The 19,337-nt window shown below is 43.6% G+C and carries 19 protein-coding genes; 10 read left to right on the top strand and 9 right to left on the bottom strand.

Annotation, left to right across the window (positions count from 1 at the left end; translation table 11 throughout):
- Positions 1-2: 2 nt before the first annotated feature.
- The 7 genes from ALT761_RS15520 (at position 3) to mutT (ending at position 8,770) form a co-directional block, all read left to right on the top strand.
- Entirely contained in the window at positions 3-767 is a 765-nt protein-coding gene (locus tag ALT761_RS15520; protein ID WP_129739871.1) for a cell division protein FtsQ/DivIB, read from the top strand.
- Positions 768-774: 7 nt separating this feature from the next.
- A complete protein-coding gene (gene ftsA / locus ALT761_RS15515; protein ID WP_013782941.1) occupies positions 775-2,004 on the top strand; it encodes a cell division protein FtsA in 1,230 nt (409 codons plus the stop codon).
- A 103-nt stretch (positions 2,005-2,107) separates the two neighbouring features.
- On the top strand, positions 2,108-3,277 hold the full coding sequence (gene ftsZ, locus ALT761_RS15510; protein WP_013782942.1) for a cell division protein FtsZ: 1,170 nt from the start codon (positions 2,108-2,110) through the stop codon (positions 3,275-3,277).
- 236 nt (positions 3,278-3,513) lie between these two features.
- Positions 3,514-4,425, top strand: coding sequence for a UDP-3-O-acyl-N-acetylglucosamine deacetylase (gene lpxC, locus ALT761_RS15505; RefSeq protein WP_013782943.1), 912 nt, complete (start codon positions 3,514-3,516; stop codon positions 4,423-4,425).
- A gap of 204 nt (positions 4,426-4,629) precedes the next feature.
- Positions 4,630-5,508, top strand: coding sequence for a M23 family metallopeptidase (locus ALT761_RS15500; protein ID WP_129739870.1), 879 nt, complete (start codon positions 4,630-4,632; stop codon positions 5,506-5,508).
- A 149-nt stretch (positions 5,509-5,657) separates the two neighbouring features.
- Complete coding sequence (gene secA, locus ALT761_RS15495) at positions 5,658-8,375, top strand: preprotein translocase subunit SecA (protein WP_129739869.1); 2,718 nt, start codon at positions 5,658-5,660, stop codon at positions 8,373-8,375.
- A complete protein-coding gene (gene mutT / locus ALT761_RS15490; RefSeq protein WP_129739868.1) occupies positions 8,375-8,770 on the top strand; it encodes an 8-oxo-dGTP diphosphatase MutT in 396 nt (131 codons plus the stop codon). Before secA ends, mutT begins: the two co-directional genes overlap by 1 nt.
- 126 nt (positions 8,771-8,896) lie before the next feature.
- Here mutT and ALT761_RS15485 read toward each other — a convergent pair whose 3' ends face one another.
- The 9 genes from ALT761_RS15485 to ALT761_RS15445 all read right to left on the bottom strand — a co-directional run bounded on the left by ALT761_RS15485 (position 8,897) and on the right by ALT761_RS15445 (position 16,079).
- Positions 8,897-9,775 (bottom strand): aspartoacylase, encoded by an 879-nt coding sequence (locus tag ALT761_RS15485; protein WP_129739867.1) that lies wholly within the window; start codon positions 9,773-9,775, stop codon positions 8,897-8,899.
- A gap of 10 nt (positions 9,776-9,785) precedes the next feature.
- Positions 9,786-10,013, bottom strand: coding sequence for a DNA gyrase inhibitor YacG (yacG, locus tag ALT761_RS15480; RefSeq protein WP_129739866.1), 228 nt, complete (start codon positions 10,011-10,013; stop codon positions 9,786-9,788).
- 41 nt (positions 10,014-10,054) lie between these two features.
- Positions 10,055-10,807 carry a cell division protein ZapD gene (zapD, locus tag ALT761_RS15475; RefSeq protein WP_126873773.1) on the bottom strand — a complete coding sequence of 251 codons (753 nt, stop codon included), beginning with the start codon at positions 10,805-10,807 and terminating at the stop codon, positions 10,055-10,057.
- A 128-nt stretch (positions 10,808-10,935) separates the two neighbouring features.
- Positions 10,936-11,610 (bottom strand): dephospho-CoA kinase, encoded by a 675-nt coding sequence (gene coaE / locus ALT761_RS15470; protein WP_232043474.1) that lies wholly within the window; start codon positions 11,608-11,610, stop codon positions 10,936-10,938.
- Positions 11,610-12,515, bottom strand: a complete 906-nt coding sequence (locus ALT761_RS15465; RefSeq protein WP_129739865.1) for a prepilin peptidase — start codon at positions 12,513-12,515, stop codon at positions 11,610-11,612. The genes coaE and ALT761_RS15465 overlap by 1 nt, the downstream gene beginning before the upstream one ends.
- Before the next feature lie 102 nt (positions 12,516-12,617).
- Positions 12,618-13,826: a type II secretion system F family protein gene (locus ALT761_RS15460; RefSeq protein WP_129739864.1), complete on the bottom strand. Its 1,209-nt coding sequence runs from the start codon at positions 13,824-13,826 to the stop codon at positions 12,618-12,620.
- A 66-nt stretch (positions 13,827-13,892) separates the two neighbouring features.
- On the bottom strand, positions 13,893-14,312 hold the full coding sequence (locus tag ALT761_RS15455) for a pilin (protein WP_129739863.1): 420 nt from the start codon (positions 14,310-14,312) through the stop codon (positions 13,893-13,895).
- A 363-nt stretch (positions 14,313-14,675) separates the two neighbouring features.
- Positions 14,676-15,530 carry a carboxylating nicotinate-nucleotide diphosphorylase gene (nadC, locus tag ALT761_RS15450; protein WP_129739862.1) on the bottom strand — a complete coding sequence of 285 codons (855 nt, stop codon included), beginning with the start codon at positions 15,528-15,530 and terminating at the stop codon, positions 14,676-14,678.
- 18 nt (positions 15,531-15,548) lie between these two features.
- A complete protein-coding gene (locus tag ALT761_RS15445; protein WP_129739861.1) occupies positions 15,549-16,079 on the bottom strand; it encodes a retropepsin-like aspartic protease family protein in 531 nt (176 codons plus the stop codon).
- Between the two features lie 502 nt (positions 16,080-16,581).
- Here ALT761_RS15445 and ampD point away from each other — a divergent pair.
- The 3 genes from ampD (at position 16,582) to ALT761_RS15430 (ending at position 19,148) form a co-directional block, all read left to right on the top strand.
- Positions 16,582-17,142: a 1,6-anhydro-N-acetylmuramyl-L-alanine amidase AmpD gene (ampD, locus tag ALT761_RS15440; protein WP_129739860.1), complete on the top strand. Its 561-nt coding sequence runs from the start codon at positions 16,582-16,584 to the stop codon at positions 17,140-17,142.
- 70 nt (positions 17,143-17,212) lie between these two features.
- Positions 17,213-18,082: a beta-lactamase regulator AmpE gene (gene ampE, locus ALT761_RS15435; RefSeq protein ID WP_129739859.1), complete on the top strand. Its 870-nt coding sequence runs from the start codon at positions 17,213-17,215 to the stop codon at positions 18,080-18,082.
- A 319-nt stretch (positions 18,083-18,401) separates the two neighbouring features.
- Entirely contained in the window at positions 18,402-19,148 is a 747-nt protein-coding gene (locus tag ALT761_RS15430) for a GntR family transcriptional regulator (RefSeq protein ID WP_129739858.1), read from the top strand.
- Positions 19,149-19,337: the final 189 nt, after the last annotated feature.

Below are 19,337 nucleotides of genomic sequence, written 5' to 3'. Positions count from 1 at the left end.
CAATGACAAGTAAGACGAGCACAGTAAACAATAAGCCAGCTAAAGACAAAGCGTCTTTGTGGGGCGGTGTAGTGTTCTTATTGTTTGTTATCGCGGCATTAGTGTTTGGCGTTGTTAAGGCCAACGGTTATATGCAAGATGAACAGCAAATGCCTGTTCAGGTAATCGATTTTTCAGGCGATTACCAACATGTGAATATTACTAGGCTAGAACGCCTAATAAGAAAGTCACAACCGGGCAGTTTTTTTGCCCTAGATGTGAATGAAGTGTTTGAACTGGTAGAAGCACAGCCATGGGTGTATCGCGCGTCGGTACGCAAAAAATGGCCAAACACGTTAAAGATATATTTGGTTGAGCAGCAACCCGTTGCTAAATGGAACGAAGATTTGTTGCTAAACCCCTACGGCGATACGTTTAACGCCGATGGGCATGATTTAGCCTTACCAAGGTTATACGGCCCAGGTGGTAGCGAGAAGACCGCGCTTGAAGGGTATAACGCCATGCATGCGCTGTTAACCACTACTGCTATGAATATTGAAGAATTGTCGTTGAGCGAGCGCTTCGCATGGCAAGTTCAACTTGAAAATGGTATTGAATTAAATTTAGGGCGCAAGGAATTTATCGATAGGTTACAACGCTTTATCGATGTATATCCCTTACTTGCGCAGCAAGAGAAGACGGTAAAATATATCGATCTTCGTTACGATACGGGTGTCGCGGTTGGCTGGGAAAACAGCAACAGCGATACAACAAACAAAGAGAGTTAAGGAAACCATGTCAAAACCTGCTGAACGTAATTTGATTGTAGGCTTAGATATAGGCACTAGCCAGGTAAAGGCTGTGGTGGGCGAGCTGTTAGACGACGATCAAATCAGTATTGTCGGTGTCGGTACGCATGCCGCAAAAGGCATGGATAAAGGCGGCGTAAATGACTTAAACCTTGTGGTTAAGTCGGTGCAACGTGCGGTAAATGAAATGGAGCTAATGGCAGATTGCCGTGTTTCTTCAGTGTTCATGTCTATTTCAGGCCGTCACGTAAAATGCCAAAACGAAAACGGTATGGTGCCGATTAACAACCAAGAAGTAACCCAAGAAGACGTAGACAACGTTATTCATGCAGCACGTAGTGTTCCTATTGCAGCTGAACGCAGGTTACTTCATGTTTTACCACAAGAATTTACTATTGATGTGCAAGAAGGAATTAAGAACCCAATTGGCATGTCAGGCGTAAGAATGGAAGCTGATGCACACATTATTACCTGTGCAGACGATATGGCGAAAAATTTAGTGAAGTGTGTTGAGCGCTGCGAACTAAACGCCGACCAATTGATATTTTCAGCATTGGCATCAAGTTATGCCGTGCTAACGGATGATGAGCGTGAATTAGGTGTGTGTGTAGTCGATATTGGTGGTGGCACCATGGATATCGTTATTTACACAGATGGTGCCATTAGGCATACCGCTGTTATCCCTGTTGCCGGTAATCAGATTACCAGCGACATCGCTAAGATTTTCCGTACACCAATTAGCAACGCAGAAGAGATTAAAGTTAATTATGCCTGCGCGCTAAAAGACATGGTCAGTATGGAAGAAAGTATTGAAGTGCCAAGTGTAGGCGGGCGTGCCGCGCGAGTCATGTCGCGACATACGCTAGCTGAAGTGATTGAGCCTCGATACCAAGAACTTTTTGAACTGGTACATGATGAAATTCGTGCCAGTGGTCTGGAAGAGCAAATTGCCGCCGGCTTAGTGCTAACTGGTGGTACCGCCAAAATGGAAGGTGCGGTTGAGTTTGCCGAGGAAATTTTCCAGATGCCTGTGAGAGTAGGCAACCCAATCAACGTTAAAGGCTTGTCTGAATACGTTGATGATGCAGGATTTGCAACCGTCGTAGGGCTTCTGCAATACGGCAAAGTGCAAGCAGATAATAAGAAGTCCAGTAAGCAAAAACCGGGTGAGAGTTTATTTCATCGCGTGCAAAGCTGGTTTAAAGGTGAATTTTAATTTTTTTGGGGTCGCTATAGCTACGACATCACGATTGGCAGGATGCAGATAATCGACTATGTGTCGTAGCGAAGCATAGAAGACGTACAACCGGAGAGTAAGTATGTTCGAATTAATGGATAGTCACGGCGAAGAAGCCGTAATCAAAGTCATCGGCGTTGGTGGCGGCGGCGGAAATGCAGTTGAGCACATGGTGTCTCAAAGCATTGAAGGCGTAGAGTTTATTGCGATAAACACCGACGCGCAGGTACTACGCAGCTCAAATGCTGACGTTACCTTACAAATTGGTTCAAGTGTTACTAAAGGTTTAGGCGCAGGCGCCGATCCTAACATTGGACGCGATGCTGCACACGAAGACAGAGAAACCATTCGCCAGGCATTAGATGGTGCAGATATGGTTTTCATCACCGCTGGTATGGGTGGTGGTACAGGTACTGGTGCAGCACCTGAAGTGGCAAAAATTGCTCGCGAAATGGGAATTCTTACTGTGGCTGTTGTTACCAAGCCATTCCCATTTGAAGGTAAAAAGCGTACTACGTTTGCAGAGCAGGGCATTGTTGAACTGGCTAACAACGTAGATTCACTTATCACTATTCCTAACGAGAAATTGTTAAAAGTGATGGGGCCAGGTACGCCTTTACTTCAAGCGTTCAGCGCAGCGAACGACGTATTACGTGGTGCTGTTCAGGGGATTGCAGAGCTAATTACTCGCCCTGGATTGATCAACGTGGATTTCGCCGACGTACGTACAGTAATGTCTGAGATGGGTAAAGCCATGATGGGCAGTGGTTCAGCAAGTGGTCCAGATCGTGCTGAAGAAGCCTCTGAATCAGCCATTGCTAGTCCGCTACTTGAAGATATCGATTTGTCAGGTGCGCGCGGTATTCTTGTGAATATCACAGCCGGCCCAGATTTCGCTATTGACGAGTTCGAAACTGTTGGTAATGCTGTTAAAGCGTTTGCTTCTGAAAATGCGACAGTGGTTGTTGGTACCGTTATCGACATGGAAATGACAGATGAGCTTCGCGTAACGGTTGTTGCAACCGGTATTGGCGCAGAGCGAAAGCCTGACATTTCGCTAGTAAGCTCAGAAGGTTCGCGTTTAACTACGCCAGCTAAAGAGTACGGTAGCACAACAGCGTCTGAACCTCGTTCAGCATCGGTTGGCAGTACTGAAGGCAACCAAGCACTTAAAGCTGAAGATGAAGCGCAACCTGGTAATGATTTAGAGTATCTAGACATTCCAGCGTTTTTGCGTAAGCAAGCAGACTAATTCACCTCGCTGAAATTGAAGTGAATTTTTCTGAAATACCGTTGTCAGAACGGTATTAAGGGCACTATATGTCTGGTAGGTTTTAAACTGGAATTTTTCCAGGTTAGTGACCAGAGTGACTACTTGCGCGTAAAATTTTGGATTCGCGAATGGTTCAAATTGCGTATTTTTTGACAAATAAGTGGTAAGTCACTATAATTCGCGACCGCTTTTTTTATAGGTAAAAGCATAAGCAGATGATTAGACAACGTACAATCAAGCACCCGGTGCAAGAAACCGGAATTGGGCTTCATAAAGGGGAAAAGGTCACAATGACTCTCCGGCCTGCGCCTGCAAACACGGGAATTGTGTTTAGGCGTGTTGACCTTGAACCTCATGTTGATATTCCATCGCGTGCAAACGCAGTGGGTAATACCATGCTGTGTACCTGTTTGAATAATGAAGACGGCGTGACAATTCAAACCGTTGAACATTTGGCATCTGCGCTTGCAGGGCTTGGTATCGACAACATCATTGTTGAAGTTGATAGCAACGAGCTGCCTATTATGGATGGTAGTGCTAGCCCCTTCGTATTCTTGCTTCAATCAGCAGGAATAGAAGAGTTGAATGCTCTTAAGCGCTTTATCCGTATTAAGAAAACCGTTCGCGTTGAAGACGGCGATAAGTGGGCCGAATTAGTGCCTTATGATGGTTTCCGTGTCGACTTCCAAATCGACTTCGATCACCCAGTTATCAGCCAAACTCGTCAGCATATGACCATGGATTTCGATTCATGTTCTTATGTGAACGAAGTAAGCCGTGCACGTACCTTCGGTTTTATGCGCGACCTTGAATACATGAATGCTAACAACTTAGCGTTAGGCGGCAGCATGGAAAATGCGGTTGCTCTTGATGAATTTCGCGTGTTGAACCCCGAAGGTTTACGTTACGACGACGAATTTTTAAAGCATAAAATTTTAGATGCTATTGGTGATTTGTACTTAGGTGGGCATAGCCTTATTGGTGAATTGCGCGCTTACAAAACAGGCCACGGGTTAAACAACAAACTATTAAACGCCGTGCTTGCGCAGAAAGACTGCTGGGAATTTATAACGTACGATTCTCAAGACGAAGCACCTATCCATTACGCTCAACCAGTATTAGCGTAAACCGGTATACAAGAAGCCGCCTACATGGCGGCTTTTTTTCGTTTAGCTTTTAGACTAAACAATGATAAAGTAAGCAATCTATATAATTATAATTAATGTGCCATAACTTCTTTACTTCCCAGCTCGGCTTTAGCCGTGTCTTTGTTTGTTAGCAAACAGGTATTAGAAGCTCACTGAGCACGACAGAAATTTCCTATTTGTGGTATGAAGCTAACAATAACGCTATCAGGCAAGAACAAACGCTATCGTCATAGCATCAGTGTACGTACGCTGGTGAGCGCGACCGTGTTGTCGTCGATATTTATGTTAGTGTCTAGTCGTTCCACAGAATCTGTGTCTGAAGATGTAGCTAGGGTTCGCCTGGCACAATCTGAAGTGAATGAAACGCAACAAGACGTTGAAGCACTTAAACAACAGACCACCATTAAATTACAAACTTTGATTTCCCATATTGCCGAGCTTTCAGCACAAGCGTCTATGCTCGATGATAAAGGAAAGCAGATAGCAACAGAATTAGGTATGACAGCGGCTGACCTGGACGCTTTCGTACCGGTATCGATACCGGACAACCTCCAAGATGATCCCTTACTCAGCGAGATTAATAAGCTTCAGCAATCTCTCGACGTAAAATCTCAGCAGCTTTCTATGCTTGAAAGTTTGGTGAGGGGCCACCATATCCATGAGCAGAGTCAATTATCTGGTCGACCGATAGCATCGGGATGGTTGTCATCTTATTATGGTATGCGCGCCGACCCCTTCACTGGTGAAACAGCCATGCATAAAGGCTTAGATTTCGCGGGTAAAGCGGGTGATGACGTTTTAGCTACTGCAGCAGGTATCGTTACCTGGGCGGGCGAACGCAGCGGTTACGGGCATCTAGTAGAAATAGAACATGGTGATGGTTTTATTACCCGTTATGGGCATAATGAAACGTTAACTGTCTCAATAGGCGACGTGGTGACCAAGGGTCAATCTATCGCTAAAATGGGTAATACGGGGCGCTCTACGGGCGTTCATGTTCACTACGAAGTAATAAGATACGGTAAGCAAATCGATCCTCTGCCATACGTTTATAAAAAATAAACACGGCAGCAGCCAGGTAAGTAAGCGTTCAGCTTACGCAACAATTAGTTATCGCTTGGCATTATCTTTAGAGGTAGTGTCTTTTACGTTTAATCGCAGCTGTGCTCTTACCGTGCGGCGTCTCGACAAGTAGTGGAAATAACAAGCTAATGTTTTCAAGCATCCTTAGAAAAGTGTTCGGTAGCCGAAACGACCGTCTATTAAAAAAATTACAAAAAAATGTAGATGCCATCAATGCACTGGAAGCAGAGTATGAACAGCTTTCTGATGAGGCGTTAAAAGCAAAAACGGCTGAGTTTAAACAGCGAATCGAAAAAGGCGAAAGCCTTGAAGATCTAATGTACGAAGCTTTTGCTACCGTACGTGAAGCAAGTAAACGTGTGTACGGCATGCGCCACTTCGACGTACAAATGCTTGGCGGCCAAGTATTACACGAAGGCAAAATTTCAGAAATGCGTACCGGTGAAGGTAAAACCCTTACCGCTACCTTGCCAACTTATTTAAATGCCTTATCAGGTAAAGGTGTTCACGTTATTACCGTGAACGATTACCTTGCTAAGCGTGATGCTGAATGGGCTAACCAGCTGTTCACTTTCTTGGGTATGCGTGTAGGTTGTAACGTACCCGGTATGGCGCACGAGCAAAAGCGTGACGCTTACCAAGCTGACGTTACCTATGGTACAAACAACGAGTTCGGCTTTGATTACTTGCGTGACAACATGGCGTTTAGCCCGCAAGACCGCGTTCAGCGCCCACTTAACTTTGCTGTAGTGGATGAAGTAGATTCAATCCTAATTGATGAGGCGCGTACTCCGCTTATTATTTCAGGCCAAGCAGAAGACAGTTCTGAACTTTACCGCCGTATTAATTTAGTTATACCTGAATTGATTCAGCAAGAAGAAGAAGACGAAGAAGGCAAAGAAGGCGACGGTGATTACACTATCGATCTAAAAGCGAAACAGATTCACTTAACTGAACGTGGCCAGGGCCATGTAGAAGAAATTTTACATCGTGCAGGCGTATTGCCAGAAGGCGAATCGTTATTTGCTGCGGGTAATATCTCATTACTTCACCACATTAACGCAGCCCTTCGTGCACACAAATTGTTTTCAAAAGATGTAGATTACATCGTTAAAGAAGACCAAATCGTTATTGTTGATGAGCATACTGGTCGTACAATGGAAGGCCGTCGTTGGTCTGAAGGTTTACACCAAGCTGTTGAAGCAAAAGAAGGTGTGAAGATTCAAAATGAGAACCAAACCTTAGCGTCTATTACTTTCCAAAACTACTTCCGCTTGTACAACAAACTTGCGGGTATGACAGGTACTGCCGATACGGAAGCGTTCGAATTCCAGCATATATACAGCCTAGAAACGGTTGTATTGCCGACCAACAAACCTATGCAGCGTAAAGATAAGGCCGATCTTATCTATTTAACGGCAGAAGAAAAATACGATGCTATTGTAGAAGATATTAAAGCATGTGTTGAGCGCGGTCAGCCTACCTTGGTAGGGACAGTATCGATTGAAAACTCTGAGTTGTTGTCTCGGGTACTTAAGAAAAGCAAAATTCCCCATAAAGTACTTAACGCTAAGTTCCACGAACACGAAGCCGATATTGTTGCTCAAGCCGGTAAGCCAGGTGCGGTAACTATAGCGACTAACATGGCAGGTCGTGGAACGGATATTGTGCTTGGCGGTAACTGGCAAGCAGAAATCGAAAAAATCGAAAACCCTACTCAAGCACAAATCGATAAGATTAAGGCTGAGTGGAAAGTACGTCATGATGCGGTATTAGAATCAGGCGGCTTGCATATCATTGGTACAGAGCGCCATGAATCTCGCCGTATCGATAATCAGCTGCGTGGTCGTTCAGGTCGTCAGGGTGATCCAGGTTCAAGCCGTTTTTACTTGTCACTAGATGATGCCCTAATGCGTATTTTTGCCTCTGAAAAAATGGGCAACATGATGAAGCGCTTAGGGATGGAAAAAGGCGAAGCCATTGAACACCCATGGGTAACCCGCGCTATCGAAAACGCCCAACGTAAAGTAGAAGGTCGTAACTTCGATATTCGTAAGCAACTACTTGAATACGATGACGTGGCGAACGATCAGCGTAAAGTGATTTACGAGCAACGTAATGAGTTGCTTGATGAAGGCGACATCAGTGAAACCATCGCAGTAATCCGCGAAGATGTGGTAAGCGGTGTGGTTGACGAATATATTCCACCACAGTCTCTAGAAGAAATGTGGGATGTGAAAGGGTTAGAAGAGCGTTTACGCGCTGACTTCGCCGTAGACCTGCCTATTCAAAACTGGTTAGAAAACGACGACAAACTTTATGAAGAAAAGCTTCGTGAGCGTATTCATGGTGAAGTGGTTTCTAGCTACAAAGAAAAAGAAGCGGTAGTGGGCGAACAAGTACTTCGTCAGTTTGAAAAAGCCGTGATGCTACAAAACCTAGACAGCCATTGGAAAGAGCATTTGGCGGCTATGGATCACCTTCGTCAAGGTATTGGACTACGCAGCTATGCGCAGAAAAATCCGAAGCAAGAATATAAGCGCGAGTCGTTTGCTTTGTTCTCACAAATGCTAGAAACGTTGAAAGTTGAAGTCATTACTATTCTTTCACGTGTAAAAGTGCAAGCTGAAGAAGACGTTGAGAAAGTAGAAGAACAGCGTCGCCAAGCGGATAACGTGCCTAAGCAATTTGAGCACGAAAACGCGTCAGCGACAGAAGCACCGCCAGAAGCAGCAAGCGATAAGGTACGTACTGAAGTGCGTGATGGCCCTAAAGTAGGTCGTAACGATCCTTGCCCTTGTGGTTCAGGTAAAAAATACAAGCAGTGCCACGGTAAATTAAGCTAATGAAACTTGTACATGTTGCCGTGGGGGTAGTACTTCGCGGTACACAAGTATTTGTCAGCCTACGGGCTGATAACGCCCATCAAGGCGGCAAGTGGGAATTTCCTGGCGGTAAAGTGGAAGCCAATGAAACTGTACTTGATGCATTACGCCGAGAGTTGCAAGAAGAGATTGGCATTCTAGTGCAATCTAGCGAGCCTTTGCTTGTCATTGAACATGATTATGGCGATAAGCTTGTTAAGCTTGATGTACATTCTGTGAGTGCGTTTAACGGTGAGCCTGAAGGTAAGGAAAACCAACAAACGCGCTGGGTTGAAGTCAGTGCATTAGAAGCTAGTGAATTTCCAGCAGCTAATGTGGCTATAATAGATGCGCTTCAACAGAAATATACGAAGTAGCTGACGGCTTTTAGCCTAAACAATACACTTCAAAATAAAAAACAAAAGGGCGGTCTTTGAAGTTGAAGTGAAGTGACCGCCTTTTTTTGTATTCTGTGTCCCGTCCTGAAATACGAATTTAACAGCTTACAGCATTACCCTAGTCGCAGTGGCAAAAGCCACATCTAACTTGTGATAAGCCGCTTCGTTGATGAAGTGAGGATAGGTTTCCTGTGCTTCTTGCCATTCAATGTCTTTACCATCAAAGGTGCGAAATACCGGTGCACCTGGAATAAGCGGGGCGAAGTCGTTATCTTGCAATGAGTGGTGGATCATCGCAGTACGTTTACCTTCGGCATTGAGTGGGAATTTAATATTTTCCCCTAGTCTAAACACCTCGCATTCGGGGTATTGTTCAAGGCTATCCGTGTTATACGCTTGGCAAAAATCCAGAATAACTTCAGCCATGGTTTGGGTAAGCAAATAAACGTCTTCTCGCAACACACCTTGAGGTTGTGCGCCTACCTCAATCATTACGCCACGTTTACCCGTGGTACATAAATAACCGTGCTCTAAATACGGCTTTTCATCTTCTAAAAGGATGTTCGCTTCAGGCATATGATGCTTTACAAATCGTGCCAGCTGAATATGGAAGTCATCAGCTTCTAAAATGATTAGCGTTGCACCCATGTTACTGGTGGTGTTGTGAATATCAATGACCAAGTCAGTGGCAGAGTTGCCTTTCGGGCCAAATTGCTGGTTAAGCTTTTTGGCTAGCTTCGCCTCTTTAGCATCGCTGGAATTGCTTAAGGCTTCTAGGGTGAACTGACGATTCAAATCTTCTTCAACAAATCGCACATTAGCGCTTAGGGCGTCTGGGTTAGCAATGGTAAGCGACACGTCCAGTGATGAATAGCGCGATGATAGGGCATCAGAGAACCCTTCAGATTGCCAGTTATGAATAAGTTGAATACCACTGGTTTCATTACCATGTGTTCCACCAACAAGCGCAATTTTATTAATCATATACTTCCTATTAGTGTTTGAAAAAGTCGTCAGATTGCTTAGCAAGCATTGCTTCTATTTCTTCAATATCGACTTCTTTAGCGGAAGGCTGTTCAGATGGCTTTGCAGCAATTTTGTGTTCTTCAGAAGCCCATTCGCCTAAATCAATAAGTTGGCATTTTTTACTACAAAAAGGGCGAAACTCGCTATCACTATTCCAAGGAACCGACTTCGCACAAGTTGGGCAATTTACAACCATGAATCACTCCAGTGGCAGATTAGGTTTTCGATAGGCGTAGTTTAACAGGCTGCCAGTTTAAACTGAATATTAGATTCAACAGCCGCGTTTTGGCCTTCAGCGGGAGAAAACCATAAAAAGCGCAAGGCATAGCGGTATTTATTGCCGCTAAGGGTAGGGTAGTAACCTTCATCTACACGGCATTTTATGCGGATAAGCTCGTTTTTATCTTCAGCCGCACCTTGATAAAAACCATTGTCTGCAGTAACCGTTTTGAATTGTCCGCGTTCACGAATAAACGACAGGCTAACGGCTATGGTGTCGTCTAATAAACTCAAGGTTTCAAGCCATTGACCAATTTCTTGTTGGCGCACCTCGGCAGGTTGCTGAAGCCAAAAGTGAAGGTTGGGTAGGTCAAAGCTACAAGAACCACCTGGAATAGCGAAGCGCTGCCTAATCGCACTTAGCAGCTTATCTTCTTTAAGCGCGCTGCCAAAGCGACGGTCGGTTTTAAGCTTTTGCTTAAGGTTCACTATGGTTTTAAGTGCCTGATCTAGCGCGGCACTATCTATCTTAGGGTGCTGTGACCAATAAACGAGATTTTTTTCGTGGGCATCTAAATCTTTGCTCATGTCTGAGCGTAAATCCAGTCGCTCAATCAAATCGAGTAACTCAAATAACTGCTCAAAGAAAACCATTTGCAGCGGCACACTGTCAGATTTCGCAGTGCTTTTTAACTGCCCAAGAAGCTGCTCTACGCGCAGATAGTTACGCACTTTTTCCTTTAGGGGGAATTCGAATACAGCTTCGCTCATGGATATCCTTAAAACACATAGACTTAACCCTAAAGCCTAATGCATGAACTGCCCTAAGCCAAGCCTACTTTCATAATCAATTAAACTTTTGACGAGTTTTAAGGAAAAAAGTTGCAGTAAAACCGAATTTACGAAGAATTTTCGTTATTTGCACTGTATTTACGGGTGTACTCGTTATGTAGCGCGATAACTTGCTCATTGAGAAACTCAATAGTTTTACTATTATCGATGACATCGTCTGCAGCGGCTAATCGTTCTTTTCTAGTCGCTTGCGATGCCATAATATTTTCAATTAGTTGCTTGGTACTGCCATCGCGTTGCATGGCTCGTTCAAGCTGCATTGATTCGGGGCAATCTACCACAATTATTCGGTCGCATAATTCACTAAGGTTTCCCTCAATTAGTAAGGGAACCGATAAAATACAATAATGGCTAGTCGCGTAAGCTATTTGTTGAAGCATAGTTTTGCGAATAAGCGGATGTAACAATTGATTGAGCCATTTTTTTTCTTCGCTGTTATTAAAAACTTGTTCTCGTAAAGCTGCTCTGTTCAGAGTGCCGTCTTCTAACAAAATAGCGTGGCCAAAATGCTCGGTTATTTTAGTTAACCCTTCACTGCCAAGAGTAACAACCTCTCTAGCCACTTCATCGGCATCAATAATATCAATACCTAACGCTGCGAATTTATTCGTAGCGGCAGACTTTCCACTACCAATTCCGCCGGTAAGGCCAATCACGATTTTATCGCTTTTATTCGAAGGCCTCTTTGGTTCTGCTTCGGCTGTTCTTTTAGTTACTGCCATTACTGCAGTGCCCATTTTAAATAGTGGGTAATAATCGTATCTTTATAAAATAAGGTTATCCAACCTGCTACAGCCAAATAGGGCCCGAAGGGGATAGCCAGTGATTTTCCTTTGTTTTGGAACATCATTATGGCAATGCCGGCGATTGCACCGACTATTGAAGACAATAAAATAATGATAGGTAAGCCCTGCCAGCCAGTAAAGGCACCAAGAGCTGCTAATATTTTAAAGTCGCCATATCCCATACCTTCTTTGCCGGTGACTAATTTAAACAACCAGAACACAGACCATAAACTCAAATATCCGGCGGCTGCACCAATAATGGCGTCAACTGGTCCAACAAAAATAGATTGGGTGCTAAGTATTAAACCAAGCCACAGTAAGGGAAGGGTAAGTTGGTCTGGAAGCAGCATTTTATCTAAATCGATAAAAATTAGAGCGATAAGAATATAAGTAAAGATCACTGCCCATATTGCTTGAGGTGTAGGGCCAAAATAATAGGCGGCGAATGTACAAGTTAGCGCTGTAAATAGTTCTACCAATGGGTAGCGAATAGAAATAGGGGTTTTACAGTTTGAACATTTCCCGCGAAGGAAAAGATAGCTAATAATAGGAATATTTTCCCAAGCCCGAATTTTATGACCGCAACTTGGGCAAGTGCTATCTGGCTTAGCTAAATTAAACGTTTCAGAGGAAGTTTGCTCACCAGCAGCTTGAATATCTTCATTTTCGCTATCTGTTTCAATAAAGTAACTGGCGTATTCCTGCTTCCAACTGTTTTCCATCATAATGGGCAAGCGATGAATAACTACATTTAAGAAGCTTCCTACCATTAAGCTAACCACAAAAACAAATAGGTAGAATAACCACGGGTATAATTGGCTGGTAAGCAATATCGCTTCCATAAAATAGCGTTCTCTTTTTTATTTTAGTTAATAATGCAAAAAAGGCCTGCGCTGGGCAAGCCTAATCATGTGAAGTATACAACCACAGCATGGCGTAAAAGGTTATACCACATTACCCATTTCAAATATGGGAAGGTACATCGCAACGATAAGGCCGCCAATTACCACGCCTAGCACAGCCATGATCATTGGCTCTAATAAGCTGGTTAAGCCATCGACCATATCATCCACTTCAGCTTCATATATGGTAGCAATTTTGCTTAACATAGAGTCAACTGAGCCAGACTCTTCACCGATGGCAACCATCTGCGTCACCATATCAGGAAATACATTGGTAGCGCGCATTGATGTATGCATTGGCATGCCGCCTGCCACTTCTTTTCGCATAAACATGATGGCGTCTCTAAAGACCGCATTACCCGACGCGCCAGCAGCCGATTCAAGTGCGCCAATTAGAGGTACACCTGCGGCAAAGGTGGTTGCTAGTGTGCGAGTAAATCGCGCGATACTCGCTTTTTTAAGTATTTCCCCAATGACGGGGATTTTGAGAACAGCTCTATCAACTTTATCGCGAAAGTTTTGACTTTTTTTGTGAACGCGCATAAACATGTAGCCAGCTATGCCAATTCCGATGCCTATAAATATCCCGTAACTTTGCACAAAATTTGAGATGGCGAGCACAAAGAGTGTAAAGGCAGGAAGCTCTGCCCCAAAACTACTAAAAATTTCTTCAAATTGAGGTACAACAAAAACTAGCAATATAGTGGTTACTATAAGCGCGACTACCACCACAGCAACAGGGTAAAACATCGCCTTTTTAATTTTTGATTTCAGTGCTTCTGCTTTTTCTTTATAGGTGGCAATTCGGTCATAAATAGTTTCAAGCGCACCAGACTGTTCTCCGGTGTAAACCAAGTCACAGTATAAATCGTCAAAATATTCAGGGTGTTTACGCAGTGAATTTGATAAGGGGTTTCCTGAGCGGACTTCGTTTGTAATATCTCCGAGCAATTTCCGCATCGATGCTTTAGCATGACCTTGTGATATCATGTCTAAAGATTGGATAAGGGTAACACCAGCAGCCAACATAGTGGCAATTTGGCGTGAAAATACTGAAATGTCTGCAGCGGTAATTTTTTGGCCGCCACGACTAAATAGGGATTTCTGCTGTTTTTTTACTTTTCTGACTGAAACACCTTGTTTACGAAGTTGCATTTTGGCTTCTTTAAGGTTGGCAGCCGATATCTCACCTTTGCGGCTGTTACCTCGCCCATCTTTACCTTGCCATTCGTAAACTATTGCAGCCTTCACAAATATTCTTCCTTTAATAAAAAAGGGAAGTGCAATTGCACTTCCCTTAAATTATACGATAACTCGTTAACAGACTCCTTGAGCTACACATGTTCCTGTTTTAGTCCATTGAATCGGAGCGGTAATACCGTTAGGAGTTAGGATATAAGTGTAGCTACCTACTTCAGATGTACCAGTTGCTGTGATAACGCCATCTGTAATATTGACAGAAGCTACGCGCCCAGTTGCTGTTGACATCGCTGGCGGAAGACCTTTAGTGCCCGCATCCGCATCAGTTAATGCTGTAAACTCACCAGTTTGTGCAGAAACTTCAAAAGCTGTTTTAAATGCAGTGGTAGCCATTACTACTTCTGTAAACTTAGATTTTTGAGTATAAGTTTGATAAGCAGGTAAAGCGATTGCAGCCAAAATACCGATAATGGCAACAACGATCATTAGTTCGATTAGGGTGAAACCCTTTTGGTTTTTAGTTTTCATGTTCATCATGGTTTTCTCCGGGACGTGTATAGCACGTTAAGTTTAAATGTAATTCAAATTGACGTTTATACCCGAGTCGTCCTTAAACGCCCCTGGTACTTGAATCTAAGTATATAAATTAATTGGTCAGTGACAAGTATGCAGAAAAATACCTATGTCTGACTTTTTCAGTATGACACGTTCAAAAAGGGCTTTGCAGCCCTATGTTGTTGAACTTTCGTATAAATTTACAACTTTTGTACGTATAGATAACTATACTAGCGAGAACTAAACCGATGAAACGTGCTTACAAAGTAGTAAAGTAGCTTTATACCTAAGCACGTCATTTGAACTGTTACATATGAAATTAACGCACGCTATTCGCAATCTTTTTTACGCTAAGTTAACCCTTAGCGACAAATCAATTGCTTTCACATTCTTAGTTAATGCACCAGATGAAATATAGTCTACACCCAATGTTGCTAGCGACGATAACCGTTCATCGGTAATGTTACCTGACACTTCCAGTTTACATTGCCCTTGGGTTAGCGCTACTGCCTTTTGGATCTGTTCGTTGGTAAAGTTATCCAACATCACGATGTCAGCCCCTGCAAGCAGTGCTTGTTGTAATTCTTCTAAGCTTTCTACTTCTACTTCAACAGGCTTCCCAGGTTTCATTTCTTTAGCTCGGCTTATTGCTTTCTCTATAGAGCCGCAGGAAAAAATGTGGTTTTCTTTAATTAAGAACGCATCAAACAAACCAATACGATGATTTTGTCCGCCGCCACAATGCACAGCGTACTTCTGTGCCATACGAAGGCCTGGTAAGGTTTTGCGTGTATCAAGGATTTTGGTGTTGCTTCCGGCAAGCAACTTCGCGTAGCTGGCTGTGACGGTTGCCGTTGCTGAAAGGGTTTGCAGAAAATTAAGTGCTACCCGCTCGGCAGTAAGAATGGCACGAGCCGAGCCTGTTAAAGTCAGTAGGGTAGTATCTGCTGCAACGGTATCGCCATCTTTTACTTGCCATACTAATTCTAGGTGCTCATCAATTAACGCAAACGCTTGTTCAACCCAAGCTACGCCGCAAATAACGCATTGCTCACGGGTAATAATAGTAGCAGTCGCGTTTTCGCTTTCATCTATTAAGTTCGCAGTAATGTCGTTATGCGCGTTAAGCTCGCCACCTAAATCTTCAATAAGTGCGAGAGAAACTTGTTCGCGGATGGCGTTAATGTCGGGTGAAATCATGATGGCTGCTGTTTAGAATTAAAGGGTACGCAATATTAACCAATCTCCGCGCTGAGTAAACTCTAATTGCCGTAAAACGCTCATTCCAAGCAAGATATGCTCACTTTGCATACCGGGGTTTAGGTTTGCGCTAACATTTTTCAATACAATGTCGCCAATTCGAAGAGTATCAATACGTGATTCAGCAACGGTAACGGTTCCATTCGCTGTATTGGCTAAGCCTTTACGACCCGCTTGTAGTTGAAGTCGCTGTGCTAAATGGGCAGGGATAGACACATCGGTAGCACCGGTATCTACCAAAAACACCACTTCTTCGCCATTAATAAAGCCTGAAGTCACGTAATGCCCTGCACGGTTTTGCTTTAAGCGTACTTCGGTTTGTGACCCAATACGCTGTGATTGGGGTTCGCTATTAGGGTTAACCTGCTTATCGAGCAAGCCAGAAAAGACATAGACCAGCAGACCAAACCCACAAATCCACGCCAGCACCACCATATACTTTGCCGCAGAATTCTCGCCCACAGAATCATCTTCACTCATATAAACCATCTCACTTCTTTTTATACGTTCTATTTATACCGCCTTTCTACGTATATATAAACGTATCGGCCTAACTAATAGAGTTTGTAACCATTTATTCCTTGCGCAGCAGAGCGCTGTTTTCTTTATTTTATCTAAGTAAAACTAGCGAATAATTAAGTGGATAGTGAGAGTGAGGGTAGAGCCGTCTGCAGCATGGATGCTGCAGCCGAGCCTCCAAGGATGGATTCACGGCGTGCTTTACCCTCAAACTCACCTTTCATTCATAACGTTGATATGAGCTCCAGTCAAATAGCCATATGTCAAAGCAGTAAGTCAGCATCCATTTAAAACCTTATGCAGCAGGGAGCTGCATAGAGCCCCCATGGATGGGTTTACGGCGTGTTTTAAATGGATGCTGACTTACTGCTATACCTCTCGGGGCTGAATCCTACGCTTGCGAGCTTGTGCCCTTGGGCAGCTGGTGTCACACTGTTATTAATGAAAACCACGTAACGAATCTTCAAATTATATGGTGTTATACAAGCCCGCGACGCAAATTGATTGCCCCCATTATGATGAACGGCCCGACGAAAGCGATGTGAGTGTGTTGGTTATTCATAATATTTCGTTGCCACCCTCACAGTTTGGTACATCAGGCATTCGTGAACTGTTTACCGGTACGTTAAACCCTGATGAGCACCCGTTTTACAAAGCAATAGCAGGAATTAGGGTATCTGCGCATTGCGTTATTTACCGCAACGGTGAGGTAGAGCAGTTTGTTCCTTTCAATAAGCGGGCGTGGCATGCAGGGTTATCGACATTTCAAGGTCGCTCTCGTTGTAACGACTTTACCATTGGTATTGAATTAGAAGGTACGGATACTCTGCCTTACACGGATGCTCAATATGAGCAACTATCGATATTGAGTAGGTTTATATTGCAACAGTACCCGCGAATTACGTTGGGTCGAATTGTGGGTCATAATGATATTGCGCCAGGGCGAAAGACCGATCCGGGTGTAGCGTTCGATTGGTCACGCTACAGACAGTCACTTGATGCAACTAACATCTCAAGCAACACCATTATATAAATCGGTAAGCAAGGCGATTAAGCGTCTGCCTATTACCTATAATTCAGCATTTTTACGGTAGGAAATATACATGATACTAATGAGTTTACTGCTGGTATTAAGTCTTGAAAGGCTCATTACTAAAACGCCGGTATGGCACATAGAACGTTATGCAGTTGCCTATCAAAATTGGCTTTACGAGCGAAAATGGCTAGAAGAAGACACGTCATCGATTGCTTTTTATTTATATATGTTGCTGCCAGCACTAATCATTGGGCTAATTGAGCATTGGCTGTTCGGCGCTTTTCTTACCTTTATTGAACAAAGTATCATTTTGTTTATTTGTATAGGCTGCCCGGTATTGCGTGCCACGTATAAGCAGTTTTTGAACGCTGCAGACCGAGGCGATTTACAAGCTTGCAGTATGTACACCGACCAACTAGGGCATTGCGGTAGCAAGCGTGATAGCGACGGTACTGCCATGGCTGAGGGAAAAAGCTTCGGCCAACACCTTACTTGGCTGAACTATCAGCACTACGCTGCGGTGATGTTGTGGTTCATAGCATTTGGTGCACCGGGTGCCGTGTTCTACTGTTTCAGTAGAAGTGCCACTGAGCGTTTCTGTGCATCTCAACATCCATTGGCTATGGCGGCGGGCAAGTTAATGTACGCACTTGATTTTATACCGGTACGCATTACTGCGTTTGGCATGCTGATGATGGGGCACTTTTCTCGTGCATTACCTGAATGGCTGAAAGACGGCTTATCATTGAATATTTCTGCGTATGACCTACTCACTAAAGTGTCGTCAAAAGCTGAGATGTTAACGGCTGAAGAGCATAAAGCTCAGACAGAAAATGCAGCCGTAGAGCCTAAAGTGTTGGTCAAGTTAGCAAAACGTAATGTTATTTTTCTACTTGTTATTACCTCTGTACTTACTGTTATTGGCACCCTTGCCTAACTAATACCGTTAACAAACGTATTACCATTCTATCCTGGTCTATAAATTTTTTATTTATAGATCAGGCATTTCATGTCTCATATGCATGTTACCTCACCTCATCAGACCAGTGAGGCTTTGCTAAATTTTTGCAACAAATTCAACAATAAAGCTTAACAACAAGCAACTCGTTACAAGTTTGCTATGCTTGAGAGTATTTACCTCACTTTCAAACTATCTTAAACTGTATAGGTAAAATGGTATTACCAATTGTGACTGTAGACCTTACTTGTTTACAAAATAGTCGCATACTCAAGTAAACGAAGGAATATAGTCACGCATGCGTCAGCAGCGAAAAAAACTTGCCGATGTTATCACCGAGCAGCTTGAATCCATGATTTTGGATGGGAGCTTATTGGCAGGTCAGAAATTGCCACCAGAGCGTGAACTTGCAGTTCAGTTTGAGGTATCGCGGCCTTCGTTACGAGAAGCTATAGGTAATCTCCAGGCGCGTGGGTTAGTTGAGCGCAAGCAAGGGGGCGGCACATTTGTTAACCGCAACCTTAATTCAGCCTTGAAAGATCCATTAATGGCATTGGTAAGTAAACGGCCTGAAACTCAGTTCGATTTACTTGAGTTTCGTCATGCCCTAGAGGGAATGGCAGCGTACTACGCTGCGCTTCGTGGGCAACCTGAAGATTATGAAGCGCTAAAAAATGCGCTTAACGAATTGCCTCAGCCAGCCCCTGAAGAAAGTAAGCGGAAACAAGCTGAAGCGCTAGGTAAGTTCTACATCATTATGGCAAGAGCATCCCATAACATGGTGCTTTTACATGTAATGAGCACCATGCAAAGTATGCTGGTGGAAAACATTGAACGTAACTTTGATATGTTAGCGACTCACCCCGATGCTGTGGCCGATATTGCTCGTCAAAGACGAGAAATTGTTGAGGCTATCGCTGCACGGGATCCAGAAGCAGCACGTCAGGCGTGTAATACGCACCTTGCGTTCATTGAAAAGACATTATTAACCATTAATCAGCGTGACACACGTGTACAACGCGCGTTACGCCGATTAGAAATTTAACATGCCTTCTTGTTTACCCAGTTTTATAAGGCGTGATTATATAAGCAGAGGCTTAAAGAGAATTTTAGCTACTGCGATATGCAAAAAGCACAGGTGAGCCATTAAGGTTCACAGCGAGTACAACGTAATTTGGTCATTCTTCTTTCGATAATTAGGTCGAAGGAAGAATTCTCTATATATAAAGCAAAA

Source organism: Alteromonas sp. 76-1, from assembly GCF_900654235.1.
Taxonomy (GTDB): domain Bacteria; phylum Pseudomonadota; class Gammaproteobacteria; order Enterobacterales; family Alteromonadaceae; genus Alteromonas; species Alteromonas naphthalenivorans.
The sequence above is the reverse complement of the archived record's forward strand: the minus strand, read 5'-3'. Positions and strand labels throughout refer to the sequence as shown.

Bases quoted from the DNA above. Each gene is read 5' to 3' on its own strand.
- ALT761_RS15520 (WP_129739871.1), top strand. From the start codon at position 3: ATGACAAGTAAGACGAGCACAGTAAACAATAAGCCAGCTAAAGACAAA.
- ftsA (WP_013782941.1), top strand. From the start codon at position 775: ATGTCAAAACCTGCTGAACGTAATTTGATTGTAGGCTTAGATATAGGC.
- ftsZ (WP_013782942.1), top strand. From the start codon at position 2,108: ATGTTCGAATTAATGGATAGTCACGGCGAAGAAGCCGTAATCAAAGTC.
- lpxC (WP_013782943.1), top strand. From the start codon at position 3,514: ATGATTAGACAACGTACAATCAAGCACCCGGTGCAAGAAACCGGAATT.
- ALT761_RS15500 (WP_129739870.1), top strand. From the start codon at position 4,630: ATGAAGCTAACAATAACGCTATCAGGCAAGAACAAACGCTATCGTCAT.
- secA (WP_129739869.1), top strand. From the start codon at position 5,658: ATGTTTTCAAGCATCCTTAGAAAAGTGTTCGGTAGCCGAAACGACCGT.
- mutT (WP_129739868.1), top strand. From the start codon at position 8,375: ATGAAACTTGTACATGTTGCCGTGGGGGTAGTACTTCGCGGTACACAA.
- ALT761_RS15485 (WP_129739867.1), bottom strand. From the start codon at position 9,775: ATGATTAATAAAATTGCGCTTGTTGGTGGAACACATGGTAATGAAACC.
- yacG (WP_129739866.1), bottom strand. From the start codon at position 10,013: ATGGTTGTAAATTGCCCAACTTGTGCGAAGTCGGTTCCTTGGAATAGT.
- zapD (WP_126873773.1), bottom strand. From the start codon at position 10,807: ATGAGCGAAGCTGTATTCGAATTCCCCCTAAAGGAAAAAGTGCGTAAC.
- coaE (WP_232043474.1), bottom strand. From the start codon at position 11,610: ATGGCAGTAACTAAAAGAACAGCCGAAGCAGAACCAAAGAGGCCTTCG.
- ALT761_RS15465 (WP_129739865.1), bottom strand. From the start codon at position 12,515: ATGGAAGCGATATTGCTTACCAGCCAATTATACCCGTGGTTATTCTAC.
- ALT761_RS15455 (WP_129739863.1), bottom strand. From the start codon at position 14,312: ATGATGAACATGAAAACTAAAAACCAAAAGGGTTTCACCCTAATCGAA.
- nadC (WP_129739862.1), bottom strand. From the start codon at position 15,530: ATGATTTCACCCGACATTAACGCCATCCGCGAACAAGTTTCTCTCGCA.
- ALT761_RS15445 (WP_129739861.1), bottom strand. From the start codon at position 16,079: ATGGTTTATATGAGTGAAGATGATTCTGTGGGCGAGAATTCTGCGGCA.
- ampD (WP_129739860.1), top strand. From the start codon at position 16,582: ATGGTGTTATACAAGCCCGCGACGCAAATTGATTGCCCCCATTATGAT.
- ampE (WP_129739859.1), top strand. From the start codon at position 17,213: ATGATACTAATGAGTTTACTGCTGGTATTAAGTCTTGAAAGGCTCATT.
- ALT761_RS15430 (WP_129739858.1), top strand. From the start codon at position 18,402: ATGCGTCAGCAGCGAAAAAAACTTGCCGATGTTATCACCGAGCAGCTT.